The sequence below is a fragment of the Achromobacter sp. RW408 genome (genome assembly GCF_003184165.1).
GTDB lineage: Bacteria > Pseudomonadota > Gammaproteobacteria > Burkholderiales > Burkholderiaceae_B > Achromobacter > Achromobacter xylosoxidans.
In genome coordinates, this window is sequence record NZ_QHHO01000049.1 from 1555582 (window position 1) to 1573316 (window position 17735).

Annotated in this window: 16 protein-coding genes; 10 read left to right on the forward strand and 6 right to left on the reverse strand. The window is 68.3% G+C overall.

The annotated features are described in order from the left end of the window. Position 1 precedes the first annotated feature (1 nt). Genes DK459_RS26620 through DK459_RS26635 form a run of 4 tightly spaced genes read left to right on the forward strand, consistent with a single transcriptional unit; the run spans position 2 to position 4745 of the window. Positions 2-1549 carry a xylose ABC transporter ATP-binding protein gene (locus DK459_RS26620; RefSeq protein WP_070541121.1) on the forward strand — a complete coding sequence of 516 codons (1548 nt, stop codon included), beginning with the start codon at positions 2-4 and terminating at the stop codon, positions 1547-1549. A gap of 5 nt (positions 1550-1554) precedes the next feature. Next, a complete protein-coding gene (locus DK459_RS26625) occupies positions 1555-2742 on the forward strand; it encodes a sugar ABC transporter permease (protein ID WP_053514783.1) in 1188 nt (395 codons plus the stop codon). Beyond that, a complete protein-coding gene (locus DK459_RS26630; RefSeq protein WP_110135172.1) occupies positions 2735-3817 on the forward strand; it encodes a lactonase family protein in 1083 nt (360 codons plus the stop codon). Before DK459_RS26625 ends, DK459_RS26630 begins: the two co-directional genes overlap by 8 nt. Positions 3818-3833: 16 nt before the next feature. Further along, positions 3834-4745 carry an NAD(P)-dependent oxidoreductase gene (locus DK459_RS26635; protein WP_006385631.1) on the forward strand — a complete coding sequence of 304 codons (912 nt, stop codon included), beginning with the start codon at positions 3834-3836 and terminating at the stop codon, positions 4743-4745. Between the two features lie 12 nt (positions 4746-4757). On the opposite strand, the gene DK459_RS26640 is transcribed toward DK459_RS26635, so the two are convergent. The 6 genes from DK459_RS26640 to DK459_RS26665 all read right to left on the reverse strand — a co-directional run bounded on the left by DK459_RS26640 (position 4758) and on the right by DK459_RS26665 (position 11425). Then, positions 4758-5777, reverse strand: coding sequence for a LacI family DNA-binding transcriptional regulator (locus tag DK459_RS26640; protein ID WP_006385632.1), 1020 nt, complete (start codon positions 5775-5777; stop codon positions 4758-4760). A gap of 9 nt (positions 5778-5786) precedes the next feature. After that, positions 5787-6161, reverse strand: a complete 375-nt coding sequence (locus tag DK459_RS26645; RefSeq protein ID WP_006385633.1) for a tautomerase family protein — start codon at positions 6159-6161, stop codon at positions 5787-5789. A 135-nt stretch (positions 6162-6296) separates the two neighbouring features. Beyond that, positions 6297-7595 (reverse strand): glycine betaine/L-proline ABC transporter ATP-binding protein, encoded by a 1299-nt coding sequence (locus tag DK459_RS26650; RefSeq protein WP_020929063.1) that lies wholly within the window; start codon positions 7593-7595, stop codon positions 6297-6299. Then, positions 7592-8449: a proline/glycine betaine ABC transporter permease gene (locus DK459_RS26655; protein WP_006385635.1), complete on the reverse strand. Its 858-nt coding sequence runs from the start codon at positions 8447-8449 to the stop codon at positions 7592-7594. The genes DK459_RS26650 and DK459_RS26655 overlap by 4 nt, the downstream gene beginning before the upstream one ends. Before the next feature lie 283 nt (positions 8450-8732). After that, a complete protein-coding gene (locus tag DK459_RS26660; RefSeq protein WP_006385636.1) occupies positions 8733-9734 on the reverse strand; it encodes an ABC transporter substrate-binding protein in 1002 nt (333 codons plus the stop codon). Positions 9735-10150: 416 nt separating this feature from the next. Beyond that, entirely contained in the window at positions 10151-11425 is a 1275-nt protein-coding gene (locus DK459_RS26665; protein ID WP_026384210.1) for a class I SAM-dependent methyltransferase, read from the reverse strand. Positions 11426-11614: 189 nt separating this feature from the next. On the opposite strand from DK459_RS26665, the gene DK459_RS26670 reads away from it, so the two are divergent. The 6 genes from DK459_RS26670 to DK459_RS26695 all read left to right on the forward strand — a co-directional run bounded on the left by DK459_RS26670 (position 11615) and on the right by DK459_RS26695 (position 17734). Continuing rightward, positions 11615-12784, forward strand: coding sequence for a Bcr/CflA family multidrug efflux MFS transporter (locus DK459_RS26670; protein WP_076468554.1), 1170 nt, complete (start codon positions 11615-11617; stop codon positions 12782-12784). Between the two features lie 451 nt (positions 12785-13235). Continuing rightward, positions 13236-13472: a 50S ribosomal protein L28 gene (gene rpmB, locus DK459_RS26675; protein ID WP_006385639.1), complete on the forward strand. Its 237-nt coding sequence runs from the start codon at positions 13236-13238 to the stop codon at positions 13470-13472. Positions 13473-13509: 37 nt separating this feature from the next. Then, the gene (gene rpmG / locus DK459_RS26680; RefSeq protein ID WP_003810296.1) at positions 13510-13677 is read left to right on the forward strand and encodes a 50S ribosomal protein L33; all 168 of its coding nucleotides are present in this window, start codon (positions 13510-13512) and stop codon (positions 13675-13677) included. Positions 13678-13875: 198 nt separating this feature from the next. Then, the gene (locus DK459_RS26685; protein ID WP_083301375.1) at positions 13876-15096 is read left to right on the forward strand and encodes an ABC transporter substrate-binding protein; all 1221 of its coding nucleotides are present in this window, start codon (positions 13876-13878) and stop codon (positions 15094-15096) included. Continuing rightward, the gene (locus DK459_RS26690) at positions 15096-16973 is read left to right on the forward strand and encodes an ABC transporter permease (RefSeq protein ID WP_054444431.1); all 1878 of its coding nucleotides are present in this window, start codon (positions 15096-15098) and stop codon (positions 16971-16973) included. The genes DK459_RS26685 and DK459_RS26690 overlap by 1 nt, the downstream gene beginning before the upstream one ends. Continuing rightward, positions 16970-17734, forward strand: coding sequence for an ABC transporter ATP-binding protein (locus tag DK459_RS26695; RefSeq protein ID WP_006385642.1), 765 nt, complete (start codon positions 16970-16972; stop codon positions 17732-17734). The genes DK459_RS26690 and DK459_RS26695 overlap by 4 nt, the downstream gene beginning before the upstream one ends. Position 17735 lies beyond the last annotated feature (1 nt).

Below are 17735 nucleotides of genomic sequence, written 5' to 3' on the forward strand. Positions count from 1 at the left end.
CATGGACCAGCAGCAACCGCTGTTTGAAATGCGCGACATCGTCAAGGAATTCTCGGGCGTGCGCGCGCTCTCGGGCGTCAGCCTGGGGGTGCGGCCCGGCGAATGCCTGGGCCTGTGCGGCGAGAACGGCGCCGGCAAGTCGACCCTGATGAAAGTGCTGTCCGGGGTCTATCCCCACGGCAGCTACGGCGGGCGGATCCTGTGGCAAGGCAGCGAACTGCGTTCGCGCTCGATCCGCGACAGCGAACGCGCGGGCATCGTCATCCTGCACCAGGAGCTGATGCTGGTGCAGCAGCTGAGCGTCACCGAGAACATCTTCCTGGGCAACGAACTGCGGCTGCCCGGCGGCCGCATGGACTACCCCGCCATGCACCGGCGCGCCGCCGAACTGCTGGCGCGCCTGAAGCTCACCGACGTCAACGTCGCCGCCCCCGTCATGAACTACGGCAACGGCCACCAGCAGCTGTTCGAGATCGCCAAGGCGCTGGCCAAAGAGGCCCGGCTGCTGATCTTCGACGAGCCGACATCCTCGCTCAGCGCCAAGGAAATCGCGGTGCTGCTGGCCATCATCGACGACCTCAAGCGCGCCGGCGTGGCCTGCATCTACATCTCGCACAAGCTCGACGAGGTCAAGCGCGTCTGCGACACCATCACGGTGATCCGCGATGGCCAGCACATCGCCACCCGCGCGGCCGACACGCTGGACGAGGACGGCATCATCGGCCTGATGGTCGGCCGCGCGCTCGAATCGCGCTTTCCGCGCACCGAGCGCCAGCCGGGCGCGGTCATGCTGGAAGCGCGCGACGTGACCTGCTGGGACGTCACCAACCCGCGGCGCAAGCGCGTCGACGGCGCTGCCCTGCAGGTGCGCGCCGGCGAGATCCTCGGCATCGCCGGACTGGTGGGCGCGGGCCGCACCGAATTCGTGTCGGCGATCTACGGCGCCTATGCCGGCCGCAGCACCGCCCAGGTACGGGTGGCGGGCCAGCCGGTGCGCATCGCCTGCCCCGCCGACGCGATCGCGCACGGCCTGTGCCTGGTGCCCGAGGATCGCAAGCGCCACGGCATCGTGCCGCTGATGAGCGTGGCCGAGAACATCACGCTGGCCAGCCTGGCCGACCACGCCCGGGCCGCGCGGGTCGACGGCGACGCCGAGCTGGCGACCGTCGAGCGCGAAATCGCCCGCCTGCGCATCAAGACCGCCAGCCCGGGCCTGCCTGTGGCCAGCCTTTCCGGCGGCAACCAGCAGAAAGTGGTGCTGGCCAAGATGGCGTTGAAGAACCCCAAGGTGCTGATCCTGGACGAACCGACGCGCGGCGTGGACATCGGCGCCAAGTACGACATCTACAAGATGATCTTCGACCTGGCCGATCGCGGCGTGGCCATCATCATGGTGTCGTCGGAACTGCCCGAGATCCTCGGCATGAGCGATCGCGTGCTGGTCATGAATGCCGGCCGCGTCACGGGCGATTTCCCCATCCAGGGCCTGACCCAGGAACGCGTGCTGGCCGCCGCCCTCCAATCCGAACCGCTGCGGCAAGCCGCCTGAACGCCATGACCCAGATGCTCGCTTCCTCATCCTCCGAACCCCGGCCGCGCGGCGGCCATCCGCCGCTGCGGCAGCTGTTCGCGCGCCACAAGCTGCTGGCCATGCTGCTGGCCCTGGGCCTGATCTGGCTGTTCTTCTGGCACCAGACCCACGGCAGCTTCCTGCGCCCCAACAGCATTTCCAACCTGCTGCTGCAGATGTCGGTGACCGGCATGCTGGCCTGCGGCATGGTGCTGGTCATCATCGCCGGCGAGATCGACCTGTCGGTAGGCTCGCTGCTCGGCCTGCTGGGCGGCCTGGTCGCCATCCTGACCGTCAACCTCGGCTGGAACACCTGGCTGTCGGTGGCCGTGGTGCTGGCCGCCGGCGCCGGGCTCGGGCTGGTCAACGGCTGCCTCACCACGCGGCTGCGGGTGCCGTCCTTCATCGTCGGCCTGGGCGGCATGCTGGCCTATCGCGGCCTGCTGCAATTGAGCACCGACAGTGTCACCATCGCGCCGGTGCCCGACGACCTCGGCGCCATCGCCCAGGCCTTCGTGCCGCCCACGCTCTCCTGGGTCATCGCCGCGCTGATCGTCGCCCTGGCCTGCGTCCTGACGCTGGCGCGGCGCCGGCGCCATCGCCGGCTGGGACTGGAGGTGGCGCCGCGCTGGATCGACGGCCTGAAGATCGGCGCCATCGCCGCCGCGGCCGCCGGCTTCGTGCTGGTGCTGAACCAGGCCCATGGCGTGCCGCTGCCGGTGCTGATCCTGCTGGCGCTGCTGGGCGTGTTCTCGTGGATCGCCACGCAGACCGTGTTCGGCCGCCACGTCTACGCGGTCGGCGGCAACGTCGAGGCCAGCCGCCTGTCCGGCGTCAACGTCCAGCGCGTCAAGCTGATGGTATTCATGCTGATGGGGTTGATGTGCGCCTTCGCCGGCATCGTCACCACCGCGCGCTCGGCCGCGGGCTCGCCGTCGGCCGGCGTGGGCGGCGAGCTCGATGCCATCGCGGCCTGCTTCATCGGCGGCACCTCCATGCGCGGCGGCTCCGGCACCGTGTACGGCGCGCTGATCGGCGCGCTGGTCATGGCCAGCCTGGACAACGGCATGCAGCAGATGAACGTGGATACCTCCTGGCAGATGATCGTCAAGGGCGCCGTGCTGGTGCTGGCGGTGTGGATCGACGTGGCAACGAGGTCCGAACGTGCATGACCCGACCCTCTCCAGCGCGCCCGGCAGCTGCATGCTCGCCGTCGGCACCTACACCGAGATCCTGCCGCACGTGCAGGGACGCGGCCGCGGCATCCACCTGCTGGCCTTCGACGGCGCGACGGCCTCGTTCCATGAACGGCAGGTGCTGACCGGCCCGGTCAACCCTTCCTACCTGTGCGCGGCGGCCGGACGGCTCTACGGCGTCAGCGAACGGGAACGGGACGCCGCCCTGGAGGTCTACGCCATCGAGGCCGGCGGCGCCGCGCTGCGCCCCCTCGGCCGCATCACGCTGCCCGGCGCCGCCCCCTGCCATGTCAGCGTCAACCTGCCGGCGCGGCAGCTGTACGTGTCGAACTACGGCTCGGGCGAGCTGCTGTGCTTTGCGCTGGATGCTGGCGGCATGCCGCAAGGGACGCCGCAGGTGATCGCGCGCCGCGGCGCCGGCCCGCGCGCGGACCGCCAGGAGGGCCCCCACCTGCACTACGCGGCCGCCACCGACGACGGCGCGCGCGTCTACCTGTGCGACCTGGGCACCGACACCATCGCCTGCCATCGGGTGCGGCCCGATGGCCTGGCCCCCATGCCGGAGCAGGAACTGCGCGCCCGCCCCGGCGCCGGGCCTCGCCACCTGGCCCTCACGGCCGATGGCGCGCTGGCGGCGGTGGTGGAAGAGCTTTCGAATACCGTGGCCGTATACGCGCTGAACGAACCGGCGGGCGAGCGCGCCCGCGCCAGCACGCTGCCGCGCAACTGGCGGGGCGCCAGCGCCGCCTCCGCCATCCGCCTGCATCCCGATGGCGAACTGCTCTATGCCGCCAATCGCGGCCACGACAGCGTCGCCGTCTACCGCCTGCGGCGCGCGGCGCCCTGGCTCGAACCGGTGGGCCTCATCGACGTCGGCGGCCGCGCGCCGCGCGACATCGCGCTCACGCCCGACGGCGCGTTCCTGCTGGTCGCGTCCCAGGACGACCACTTCATCCGCGCGTGGCGCATCGACCCGGCCACGGGCCTGGCCCACGCGCAGGGCCAGCCCTATCCCCTGGCCTCGCCCGCCTGCCTTTGTCCCTTGCCTTGAACCGGAAGCCTCCACCGTGACATCTCCCCTGCCCCCCGCCCGCATCGTCGTCACCGGCGCCACCGGCCAGCTCGGCCGCAAGGCGCTCGCCATCCTGGCGCGCCAGCCCTGGTGCGAGCACCTGATCGGCATCGACCTGCAGGCGGACGACACCGTCTTCAGCCCTGAAGTGCGCGAGCGCCTGACGCTGGTGGCCGCCGACCTGGAGCGCCCCGCCCCCGCCTGGACCGATCATTTCGCCGGCGTGGACGCCGTGCTGCACCTGGCGGCGCGGCACTCGACGCCCGACGCCAGCTGGGAAGAAGCCCTGGGGTCGTACAACATGACGTTGAACGTGCTGACCGCCGCCGCCACGCATGGCGCGCGCCGGCTGGTGTTCGCCTCGTCCAACCACGCCATGGGCGGCTACAAGGACCTGCCGCTGGCCGCGACCATCGGGCCGGGCAAGCTCACGTCCAGGACGGAGCCGGCCCCCGGCACGCGCTGGTTCGACGGCGAGCGCGAGGTGCATTCGCTGGCCTATGGCACGTCGAAAGTCATGGGCGAACGCCTGTGCCGCGCCTACGCCGCGGTCACGCAGGGTCGGCTATCCACCGTGATCGCGCGCATCGGCTGGATCCTGCCGGGCGACAACGACCCGCGCGACATGAGCTATTCCGGCGTGGCGCATCCGCGGGCGCCCGAACCGGACGCGCGCGACGAACCGGCGCGCCGCGCGCTGGCGTGGTTCCACGACATGTGGCTGTCCAATGGGGATTTCGAGCGCCTGCTGATCGCCGCCCTGACGGCGGACGCGGCCGGCTGGCCCGACGCCAGCGTCACGGTCAACGGCGTGTCGGCCAACCAGGGCAGCGCCTGGGATGTGGCGGAAGGCCGCGCCAGCATCGGCTACGACCCGCGCGACGACGTGCGCCGCCATCTGGGATAGCGGCCGGGGGCTTCAGGCCGGCGCGCGGGTCGAGTCGCGCACCACGATCTCGTATCCCAGCGTCCGCACCCGCGCCTGCGGCTCGCGCGATGCCAGTTGTTCCACCGCCGCGTAGGCCATGTCGCGGATCGGCTGGCGCAACGTGGTCAGCTTGGGCCAGGTCTGGCGCGACAAAGGGGTATCGTCGTAGCCCGCCACCGACAGCTCCCCGGGCACCTTGATGCCGCGCGCGTGCGCCGCGTACAGCACGCCGGCCGCCATGTCGTCGTTGGCCGCGAAGATCGCGCTGGGACGGTCGGCGCGATCGAGCAGGCGTTCGCCGCAGCGCACGCCGGAATCGAAGGAATGCAGCCCCTGCTCCACCAGGGCCGCGTCGTACGCCACACCCTGTTCGGCCAGCGCGTCGCGATACCCCTGCAGGCGGCCGCCGACGGCGCCGTGGTCGGGGTGCCCGGCCACGAAGCCGATGCGGCGGTGGCCCAGGTCCAGCAGATACCGCGTCATGTCGCGCGCCGCCGAGCGGTCATCGGTGCTGACCTCCAGCCCCCTGGCGCTGGGCGAACTGGGCGCCAGCCGCACGAACGGCACGTCGCCCTGGTCGAGCGCGTCGATCAAGGCGCGCACGTCAGACAGCGGTGGCGTCAGCACCAGGCCGGCGCAGGCGTGCTGGCGCGCGGACTGTTCGATCTGCGCGGCCAGGTCGGGCGCGCGGTAGTCGCAGGGATGCAGCAGCAGGCTGTAGAAATAACGCTTGCAGGCATCGAGCGCGCCTTGCTGGACGTTGATCAGGTAGTTGTCGCTGGGATTGTCGTAGACCAGCATGATCAGGTCCGAGCGCTTGCTGGCCAGGCGCCGGGCCGAGGGATTGGGCTGGTACTTCAGCAGCGCGATCGCCGCCATGACCTTGGCGCGGGTCTTCTCGCTGGTGTTGGGTTCGTTGTTCAAAACGCGCGAGACGGTCTTGATGGACACGCCCGCCTCGGCCGCCACGTCGTCGACGGTGACGGAACCCTTTTCCTTGCCGGTCGCCATGCTCCGGTCTCAGCGGCCGGCGGCCTTGGCGCTCAGGCCGTTGGCCACGCCCATGTCGGTCTTGGGCACGTCGCGGATCAGCACCCGCACGTCCTCGCCCGAGATGCCGATGCTGGCGCACACGGCCTGGTTCAGCGCGGCGATCAGCGCCGCCTTCCTGGCCTCGTCGCGGCCCTCGATCAGGGCCGCGTCGACGCGCGCCATGGCCTTGCCGATCTCGCCGGCCACGATCACGTGTTCGGCGGGGATTTCCTGCAGCACGATGCGCACGCTGGACAGCGGCGCGGCGATGCTTTCCACCACCGCCTGCGAAGCCGCCTTCAGCAACGCGGTCTTCTGGGCGGCCGAATGGCCCTGCATGATCTGGACATTCAAGATTGGCATGACGGATTCCGATATTCCGAATAGTGGCGAACCGGCGATCGTTGCCGGCCAGCCATCATATCCGGACTGGCCCCGGGCGCAAGCCTGCCACCCCGGGGACCGGAACGCCGCGGCGGGATCGCCCGGCGCCTGCCGTCAGGCGGCCTCGCCCCGTTGCGTCGGCTGGGGCTGGCCTTGCAGCTCGGCCTGGGCCGGGTCGCCGCCGGTGGCGGGCGGCGGTTCGGCGGATTCGCTGGATTCGGCCGCGGGCGCGCTCTCGGCCAACACCGGCGTCACCAGCTCGACCACCTTCTTGCGCGACAGCATGCCGATGAACTCGTCGTTCTCGCCCGTCACGGCCACCGGCTGGTCGCTGTGCACCAGCTGCGCCAGCACTTCGCCCAGGCCGGCCGTGGCCGGCACCGAAGCCAGGTCCTCGACGAAGCGCGACACGTCGCGTCCGCCCTCGCGCACGGCCTGTTCGGCTGCCTCCAGCGTCAGCACGCCGGCCAGCCGCTTGCCGTCCAGCACCGGCGCGTACTCGTAGTTCAGCGCGCGCATCCGATCGACCGAATGGGCCGGGCGCGATCGCATGGTCAGCGTCAGGCGCGCCGGGTTCACCGCGTGGGTCGCGTTCAACACCTTGGTGCGGTTCACGTCCTGCAGGAACGACTGCACGTAATCGTTGGCCGGATTCAGCAGGATGTCTTCGGGCGTGCCTTCCTGCACCAGCTCGCCGTCCTTCAGGATGGCGATGCGGTTGCCCAGGCGCAGCGCCTCGTCCAGGTCATGGGTGATGAAGACGATGGTCTTGTTGAGCTTGGATTGCAGTTGCAGCAGCTGGTCCTGCATCTCGCGGCGGATCAGCGGGTCGAGCGCCGAGAAGGCCTCGTCCATCAGCAGGATCTCGGCGTCGGTGGCCAGCGCGCGCGCCAGGCCGACCCGCTGCTGCATGCCGCCCGACAGCTGGTGCGGATACTGCTGCTCGAAGCCCGACAGGCCCACCTGCTCCAGCCATTCGCGGGCGCGCTGCTCGCGTTCGGCGCGGCCCACGCCCTGCACGGCCAGGCCGTAGGCGGCGTTGTCCAGCACGGTGCGGTGCGGGAACAGGCCGAAGCGCTGGAACACCATGCTCATCTTCTTCTGGCGGAAGGTCTCCAGGTCGCGCTTGTTCAGGCTGACGACGTCGACGCCGTCGACCAGAATGTGGCCGGCGCTGGGCTCGATCAGGCGGTTGAAGTGGCGGATCAGCGTCGACTTGCCGGACCCCGACAGGCCCATGATGACGTAGATGCTGCCCTCTTCGATCGACAGGCTGATGTCGCGCAGGCCCAGCGTGTGCCCGCTTTCGGCCAGCAGCGCTTCCTTGCTCATGCCGCCCTGCGCGGCTTCCAGCCATTTCTTCGGATGCGGCCCGAAAATCTTGTAGATGTTCTTGACTTCGATCTTGCTCATCGCTGGCCTCCCATGCGCATGCGCTGTCCATACGATTGCGTGATCCGGTCGAACAGCACGGCCAGCACCACGATGCCCAGGCCCGCCAGCAGGCCGCGGCCCACTTCCAGGCGGTTGATCCCGAGCAGCACTTCATACCCCAGGCCGCGCGCGCCGATCATGGAGGCGATCACCACCATCGACAGCGCCATCATCGTGGTCTGGTTGATGCCGGCCATGATGTTGGGCAGGGCCAGCGGCAGCTGCACGCCGAACAGTTGCTGGCGCGGATTGGCGCCGAAGGCGCGCGATGCTTCCAGCACCTCGCGGTCGACCAGGCGGATGCCCAGGTCGGTCAGCCGGATCAGCGGCGGCACGGCGTAGATCACGGTGGCGATGATGGCCGGGATCTTGCCCAGGCCGAACAGCATCACGACCGGGATCAGGTACACGAAGCTGGGCATGGTCTGCATCACGTCCAGCACCGGCAGCATGATCGAGCGCAGCCAGTTGACGCGCGCCATCAGGACGCCCAGCGGAATGCCGATGATCACCGACAGTCCGGCCGCCATGATCATCAGCGCCAGCGTCTGCATGCCGGCGTCCCACAGGCCGAGCACGCCAATGACGCACAGCAGCGCGCCCATGGCCAGGCTCAGGCCGATGCGGCGGCTGACCAGCCAGGCGATGGCGATGGTCACGCCGACCACCGCCCACCACGGCGAGCTGCGCAGCACCTGCTCCAGCCACACCAGGGCGTGCAGCACGGGCTGGGACAGCGTCTCCAGGGTATCGGCGTAGTTGGTGACCAGATGATCGACGAATCCGTCGATGGCCCCCCGCACCTGACGGGCGGGAATGATTTCAGGAAACATGTGTTGACTCCATTTCAGCGGGTTCGCCACGCGCCACGCCGCGCCGGCATGGCATCCGGCGCGGTGGCCGGGCCGGCGCCCCCAAGGGACGCCGTCATCGACAATGGCGAAATACGCTTACAGTCCGGCGCGGAAACAAGATGTCCCGCGCATTGCCCGCATGGCGGGCAGTCCGCCTGCCGGAGGGCTTTTTCCCCTTGGGGTCATCCCAAGGGGAAAAAGTCCAACCCGATGGTCCGTCCCGGCCAACCGGAACGGACCACCGCCGGAAAGGCGGCGGGGGTTACAGCGCGCTTTGCACGCGCCCGGCGACGTCGGCGGGGACCCACTTGGTCCAGACGTCGGGCTTGTTCTTCAGGAACCACTTGGCCACGGCGCCGGACTCGTCGCCGGTCTCTTCCATGTGGGCCAGGGTTTCGTTCATCACCGGCAGCGGCACCGAGACCTTGGACAGGAATTCGGTCAGCACCGGCGCTTCCTGCGAGAACTTGGTGTTCACGGCGGTGAAGACGGGATTGTCGGGATAGGCGCTGGGCTCGGGCTTGGCGCACTTGGGCGACGTCAGGCACTTGTGCTTTTCGGCGTCGTAGGGCGGCATTTCCAGCTTGACCAGGTCCATGGCGCCGACCAGCGGCGTGGGCGACCAGTAGTAGAAGACCACGTTCTGCTTGCGCTTGTAGGCCGACATCAGGGCCGCCTTCTGCGCCGCGCCGGTGCCCGGCGAATACAGCGTGTAGGTGTCGTCCAGCTTGAGGGCGTGGAACAGGTTGGTGCTGGTGACTTCGCAGCCCCAGCCGGCCGGGCAGCCGTAGAAACGGCCCTTGCCCGGTTCTTCGGGATCCTTGAACTTGTCCTTGAACTTCGGCAGGTCGGCCGCGGACTTCAGTTCGGGCAGGCGCTCGGCGGTGTAGCGCGGGATGTACCAGGCCTCGCCGCCCATGTACAGGTCGCCGATCCGCTTGACGCGGCCGGTCTTTTCGGCGCGTTCCCAGGGGTCGGCGACGCTGTTCAGCCAGATCTCGGTGTTGATGTCCAGGTCACCGCGCTCGAGCGCGGCCAGGGCGGGCAGGGTCTCGGTGGGCAGGGTTTCGGTCTTGCAACCGTAGCCCTTTTCCATGATGAAACGTTCGACATCGACCAGGACCAGGTTGGATTCCCAGTTCATGGCGCCGAAGTTGATCGGACGCTTGAGTTCGCATTGCGGCGCGTCGGCGGCTTGGGCCGAACCGGCGAAGGCGAACAAGACGGCCGCGGCGGCCAGGGTCTTGACAGGGGTGAAACGCATTGGCTTTTGCCTCCATAGGTTCAGGGACACGGCGGCGCTGGTCCGGCCGTGCCATGGAGCTAAGGGGGTTGTGCGGAAGACGGGCAGAACCGCCAATACAAACCGACACTAGCAACAAGAGGATCCGCAGGGTGCGGAGTCTTGCAAGACAGGAGTCTCAAAAACGGAGTTTTAGAGAACCCACAGATAGTGAACAAACTGAAAGAAGAAGGCAGCATCTTAAACGAAATTGCCGCACAACCCAACCCCGGGCCTGAACGAAACGGATACATTCATACCCGAAAACGTCCGGACAAACCCTGATTCCCAAGAGGCGATTCCCCGACTTTCCCTGGGGAACCGGCTCATGGAAATAACGATACATTTAGTTAATATTTTGTTCGTATAAATACATTTGAAGGGCAAAAACCGCCCTTTCAGCGCGCGCCGCCGACGTCGTCGCGGTACATGTAATCGCGGCGCCAGGGATAGGCCAGGTCGGGCGGGTTGTCCAATTCGTCGGGCCTGCCGGTCGCGGGATGCTGTCCCAGCACCTGGTGCAGCGCGATCCAGCCATGTTCGAAGCCCATGGCGCACCCGGCCAGGTACAGCCGGTAAGCGCGCAGCGAACGCGCGCCTTGCTCGCCTCCCAGGATCTGCGCGGCCTCGGGCAGGCGCGCCTCCAGCGCATCGCTCCAGGCCCACAGCGTGCGGGCGTAGTGCGGCCGCAGGTTCTCGACGTCGACTTCTTCCAGGCCGCCATTGGTCATGGCCTCCATGACGACGCTGATGTGCGTCAGCTCGCCGCCCGGGAAGATGTACTTCTCGATGAATTCGCCCATGCCGCTGCCCAGCTCGGCGTTGTAGACGCCGGCCGCGGTGATGCCGTGGTTCATGATCAGTCCGCCCGGCTTGAGCAGCCGCCGCAACTTGGCGAAATAGCCTTCCAGCTGGGCCCGGCCGACGTGCTCGAACATGCCAACCGACGCAATCTTGTCGAACGGCGTGGACTCGTCGAGCTTGCGGTAATCCAGCAGCTCCATGCGCACGCGGTCGCCCAGCCCCTTTTCCTGGATCAGTTTGGTGACATGCGCATGCTGGTTGCGCGACAGCGTGATACCCGTGGCGTCCACGCCGTAATGTTCGGCGGCCCACAGCAACAGGCCGCCCCAGCCGGCGCCCACGTCCAGGAAGCGTTCGCCAGGGCGCAGCCGCAGCTTGCGGCAGATGTGGTCCAGCTTGGCCTCCTGGGCCTGCGCCAGCGTCATGCCGGGTTCGCGGTAGTAGGCGCAGGAATAGACCCGGCGCGGGTCCAGCCACAGCGCGTAGAAGTCGTCGGAAAGGTCGTAATGGAATTCGATCTGGCGGGCATCGCGCTCCACCGAGTGGCGCCACACCGACATCACCTTGCGCACCAGCTCGGTCAGCCAGCCGCCGCGCGCCGCATCCACCGGCGAGCCGGGCAGCAGCGCCGAGGCCGCCGCCATCACGTCGCGCATCGAGCCTTCGATGTCGATGCGGCCCTCGACGTAGTCCTGGCCCAGCACTCCGACAGCGCCTTCGGCCAGATGGGCCAGGGCGGTCTTGTCGTGCGTCACGAAGCGCACCCTGGGATCCGGCGGCCCCATTACCGTGCCATCGGGCAGCACCAGCTGGACAGTCACGGGCAGTGCCTGGAGCTTGCGTTCCACAACAGACAACAAAGGATTCACGACATCTCCTCTGGAATACGTACGAACACGACAGACTGTATCGGAAATCAGTTGAAATTTGCGTGTAAGGCGGCGCGTGATACAGTCATTGGCTTGGTGCAAAACGCGCAATGAAGTGCGTCGCACCCTGTCCCTCGCGCGATTTCCCTCGCGATCCACATGCCCCCTACACTCTCCTCACGCGGCGCCATGCCGGGCTGGCTCATTCTCATGGGCGCCCTGACGGCAATCGGTCCTTTCGCCATCGATATGTACCTGCCGGCGTTCCCGACGATCGCCGCCAACCTCGGCGTCCCGCGCGGCGATGTCGAGCGCACTTTGGCCGCCTACCTGATCGGCCTGGCGCTGGCGCAGGTGTTCTATGGTCCGATGGCGGACCGCTACGGCCGCAAGCCGCCGCTGATGGTGGGCCTGGCACTCTTCATGGTGGCCTCGCTCGGCTGCGCCCTGGCCGGCTCGGTCCAGGCGCTGACAGGTTGGCGCGTGCTGCAGGCCATGGGCGGCGCGGCCGGCATCGTGATTCCGCGCGCCGTCATCCGCGACCATTACGAAACCCACGAAGCGGCGCGCGCCATGTCGCTGCTGATGCTGATCATGGGCCTGGCGCCGATCCTCGCGCCGCTGGCGGGCGGGCAGTTGCTGGGCATTGCCAGCTGGCGCAGCCTGTTCTGGGTGATGCTGGCCGGCGGCGCCATGCTGATGACCGCCGTGGTGCTGATCATGAAGGAATCGCTGGCGCCCGAACGCGTCGTGCCGCTGCGCCTGGGGACCATCGTGCAGAACTACCGGGCCCTGTTCGCGCACCGCGGCTTCATGGCGCACAGCCTGGCCGGCGGCTTCGGCCAGGCCGGCATGTTCGCCTACATCATCGGTTCGCCGCGGGTGTTCATCGAGCTGTACGGCGTCGATCCCAAATACTACGGCCTGCTGTTCGGCACCAACGCGCTGTCGCTCATCATCTGCTCGCAGATCAGCGCCCGCCTGCTGCGCACCCACACCCCGCGCCAATTGCAACGCCGCGCCCTGACCTCGCTGGCCTGCGCCAGCCTGGCGGCGGTGGCGCTGGCCCTGGCGGGCTGGATGACGCTGCCGCTGCTGATGGCCTGCCTGATCTGCTACATGGGCAGCCAGGGCTTCGTGAATCCCAACTCGGCGGCGCTGGCGCTGTCCGACCAGGGCAAGCGGCTGGGCGCGGCCTCGGCGCTATTGGGGACACTTCAACTGTCCTGCGGCGCCCTGGCGGGTTTCGCGGTCAGCGCCTGGCAGACCGACAGCGCCCTGCCGCTGACGACCACGCTGGCGACCTGCGCCTGCCTGTCCTGGCTGTCGGGCCGGGTGGCGCAATCGCACCCCGCCTGAATGCAGGCAAGCAAAGCGGCCGGCACGCAGACAGAAGCCGGCCCTTCGCCCGGCAGCGGAAAATCCCTGCCGGAATCGAGCCGACGCGCGCCATCCAGCCGCGCCTGCCGCGGCTTGAGCGCCACGCTTTTACACGCGCTACCGCCCCAGCACTTGATTTACCTGGATTTTTCGTATTAGAATCTACGTCTTCACATGAAGTTTCCCGTGCTGGACTACTATGCTTTGTAGTTCGACACTCTGACCCCCAAGCGCATTTTTGCGGATGGCAGGCAGCGGGTATAAGCACTGGGTGGAGTCTCCCCGATTCCCCCTCATCCACTAAGACTGGGTGGCCGGCAAGATGGCAAGGCCTCGTGGCAAGACCGCGACGATCCACGCCTCTGATACAGCCCGGCGGCTGAAACCCTGTCTCCCCCCGGCGATGCGCAAGAATAAATGAGGTGCATCCATGGCACGCGTATGCCAAGTGACCGGCAAAGGCCCGATGGTGGGCAACAACGTTTCGCACGCGAACAACAAGACCAAGCGTCGCTTCCTGCCCAACCTGCAATCGCGCCGGTTCTGGGTTGAAAGCGAAAACCGCTGGGTGCGCCTGCGCGTCTCGGCCAAGGCCATCCGCACGATCGACAAGAACGGCATCGACGCCGTGCTGGCCGAAATGCGTGCCCGCGGCGAACTGGCCTAATCGGCCCCCCGCCAATCTGACATACTAGGAGCACGACATGGCCAAAGGTATCCGCGAAAAGATCAAGCTCGAGTCGACTGCCGGCACGGGTCATTTCTACACGACCACCAAGAACAAGCGCAACATGCCCGAGAAGATGCTGATCAAGAAGTTTGATCCGGTCGCTCGCAAGCACGTCGACTACAAGGAAACCAAGCTGAAGTAATTCAGCCGGTATCCGGATAGCCCAAAAAGGCCCTGCATCGCAGGGCCTTTTTGTTTGGCCGAACGTTGCCGGGGATCTGGTCGCCACGCCGTTTTCCCTGGCGCAGGGGCGCCGCGCATGCTTCAATTGGGCCGAAACTGCAATCGTGCCCTACATGAGCCCGGCTTCGGTCGAGCCCTCTTGCCAGCGATACCCGCCATGCTCCGTCCCTGCCTGACCCTGCTGCGCCGCGCGCTCGCCCCCGCGCTCCTGGCCCTGGCGCTGACCCCGGTCGCGTCCGCCAAAGACACCAAAGAGCCGATCCGCATCGGTGAAATCAACAGCTACAAGGCGATTCCGGCCTTCCTGGGCCCGTACAAGAAAGGCTGGCAGCTGGCGCTGGAAGAGGTCAACGCCTCGGGCGGGGTACTGGGCCGCAAGCTCGAAGTGTTTTCGCGCGACGACAACGGCAACCCGGGCGACTCGGTGCGCGCCGCCCAGGAACTGCTGGCGCGGGAAAAGGTGGACCTGCTGTTCGGCGGCTTCCTGTCCAACACCGGCCTGGCCCTGACCGATTTCGCCAAGCAGCAGCAGGTGTTCTTCCTGGCCGCCGAACCCCTGACCGACAAGATCACCTGGCAGGAAGGCAACCGCTACACCTGGCGCCTGCGGCCGTCCACCTGGATGCACGTGGCCGCCCTGGCCCCCAAGGCGCTGGCGCTGCGCAAGAAGCGCTGGGCCATCATCTATCCCAACTACGAATACGGGCAATCGGCCGTGGCCACCTTCAAGGCCATGATGAAGTCGTTCCAGTCCGACGTCGAATTCGTCGCCGAACAGGCCGTGCCGCTGGGCAAGGTCGACGCCGGCGCGGTGGTGCAGGCCCTGGCGGACGCCAAGCCCGACGCCATCTTCAACGTGCTGTTCGCCGCCGACCTGACGCGCTTCGTGCGCGAGGGCAACACCCGCGGCCTGTTCGAGAACCTTCCCGTGGTCTCGGTGCTGTCCGGCGAACCGGAATACCTGGAGCCGCTGGGCGCCGACACGCCGTCGGGCTGGATCGTCACGGGCTACCCCTGGTACGCCATCGACACGCCCGCCAACAAGACTTTCGTCGAGGCCTACCGTAAGCGCTACAACGAGACGCCCAAGGTCGGCTCGGTAGTGGGCTACGCCTCGCTGATGTCGATCGCCCAGGGCCTGAAGGCTGCCGGCGAGGTCGACACCGAGAAGCTGGTCGATGCCTTCGCCGGGCTGAAGGTGGACACGCCCTACGGCCCGATCCAGTACCGCAAGATCGACCACCAATCCACCATGGGCGTCTACATCGGCGTCACGGCGGTCGAGGACGGCAAGGGCATCATGAAGGACTTCGCCTACATCGACGGGGCGCGCCTGCAGCCGCCCGACGAACAAGTGCGCAAGATGCGGCCGCGCTGATGAGCCTGTCCGGGCTGCTGTCGCAGCTGCTCAACGGCCTGGCCGACGCCAGCGCGCTGTTCCTGGTAGCCGCGGGCCTGTCGCTGATCTTCGGCGTCACGCGGGTGGTGAACTTCGCCCACGGCTCCTTCTACATGCTGGGCATCTACCTGGCCTGGACCTTCACCCGCCATTTCGGCGACGGCGCCGGCTACTGGGCCGGCCTGCTGCTGGCGGCGCTGGCCACGGGCCTGATCGGGGCGGCGGCGGAACTGCTGGTGCTCAAGCGCCTGTATCGCGCGCCGGAACTGTTTCAGTTGCTGGCGACCTTCGCCCTGGTGCTGATCATCGGCGACGCCACGCTGGCCGTCTGGGGGCCGGAGGACCTGTTCTCGCCGCGAGCGCCCGGCCTGTCGGGCGCGGTCGACATTCTGGGGCGGCGCTTCCCCCAATATGATCTGCTGCTGATCGCCGCGGGCCCGGTGGTGCTGGGCCTGCTGTGGCTGCTGCTGATGCGCACGCGCTGGGGCCGGCTGCTGCGCGCCGCCGCCGAGAACCGCGACATGCTGGCCGCGCTCGGCGTCAACCAGGCCTGGCTGTTCACCTCGGCCTTCACCCTGGGCGCATTCCTGGCCGGACTGGGCGGCGCACTGGCCGCGCCGCGCGTGCCCGCCACGCTCGGCCTGGACCTGGAAATCATCGCCAGCGCCTTCGTGGTCGTGGTGGTGGGCGGCCTGGGTTCGATTCCGGGCGCATTCCTGGCCGCGATACTCATCTGCTGCGTCAAGGCGGTGTTCGTGTTCCTGGGCCAGGTGCAGATCGGCCCCTGGCTGTTCAACCTGTCCAAGCTCACCCTGCTGGCCGAATTCGCCGTCATGGCGGTGGTACTGGTGGCGCGTCCGTGGGGCCTGCTGGGCCAGCCGCCAGCGCCATCCTCGCACACGCTGGCGGCCGAAGCCCCCATCGTCCCCGCCGGCCGGCGCCTGCGGCTGGCCTATGGCCTGCTGCTGGCGCTGCTCATCCTGGCGCCGTTGGCCACGTCGCAGTGGCCCTACGCCGGCATCCTGCTGACCGAAATCCTGATCGCCGCCTTGTTCGCCGCCAGCCTGCATTTCCTGACCGGACTGGCCGGCATGACCAGCTTCGGCCATGCCGCCTGGTTCGGCCTGGGCGCCTATGGCGCCGCGCTGCTGCTGAAATTGATGGCGTTGCCGATGGAAGCCGCCCTGCTGCTGGGGCCGTTCGCGGCCGCGCTCGGCGCGCTGCTGTTCGGCTGGTTCTGCGTGCGCCTGTCCGGCGTCTACCTGGCGATGCTGACGCTGGCGGTGGCACAGATCCTGTGGGCGCTGGCCTACCAGTGGGACGAAGTGACTGGTGGCAGCAACGGCCTGATCGGACTATGGCCGTCGAGCTGGCTGGCGCGCGGCCCGTGGTTCTACTACCTGACGCTGGCGCTTTGCGCGCTCGGCATTGCCTGGCTGCGGCGGCTGGCGTTCTCGCCGCTGGGCTATGCGCTGCGCGGCGTGCGCGATTCGGGCCTGCGGGCCGAGGCGCTGGGCATGGACACGCGCCGCATCCAGTGGATCGGCTTCGTGGCTGCGTCGCTGGCGGCCGGCCTGGCCGGATCGCTGTACGCCTTCTCGAAAGGCAGCATCGCCCCCGACGTGCTCGCGGTCAGCCGCTCGGTCGACGGCCTGGTGATGGTGCTGCTGGGCGGCCTGCAAACCCTGGCCGGCCCGCTGGTCGGCGCGGCGGCCTATACCTGGCTGCAGGACGCCGCCGCGCGCAGCACTGAATACTGGCACGCCGTGCTGGGCCTGGCCATCCTGGCGCTGGTCATGCTGTTCCCTGCCGGCCTGGCGGGCGCGGCGGCGCGCCTGGGACGCAGACGCGCATGACGACCGCCCCCGCCTTGCTGCGCGTCCAGGGACTGCGCAAATCCTTCGGCGGCATCGACGCGCTGGCCGACGTCTCGTTCGAGCTGGAGGCCGGCCGCATGCTGGCGTTGATCGGCCCGAACGGCGCGGGCAAGTCCACCTGCTTCAATGTGGTCGGCGGGCAGTTGCGGCCGGACGCCGGTTCGGTGCGGCTGGACGGTCGCGAACTGATCGGCCTGTCGGCCGGCAGGATCTGCCGCCTGGGCGTGGGACGGACCTTCCAGACCGCCGCCACGTTCCGTTCGATGACCGTGCTGGAAAACGTGCAGACCGCGCTGCTGTCGCGCGACCGCCTGCTGCTGCGGCCCTGGCGCCGCGCCGCGTCACACCGCGCCGACGAGGCCCTGGCGCTGCTGGAGCAGGTGGGCATGGCCGACCGGGCCGGCGCCCATTGCGGCGCCCTGGCGTACGGCCAGGTCAAGCGGGTGGAACTGGCGATGGCGTTGGCGCACCGGCCGCGGCTGTTGCTGATGGACGAACCCACCGCCGGCATGGCCACCAACGAACGCCACGCGCTCATGCGCCTGACACGTGAACTGGCCGATACGCAGCGCATGGCCGTGCTGTTCACCGAGCACAGCCTGGACGTCGTTTTCAAGCACGCCGACCGCATCGCCGTGCTGGTGCGCGGCAGCCTGCTGGCCGAAGGCCCACCGGGCCGCATCGCCGTCGACGCGCGCGTCAAGGCAGCCTATCTGGGCACCGACGCGCCGCGGGCCTGAA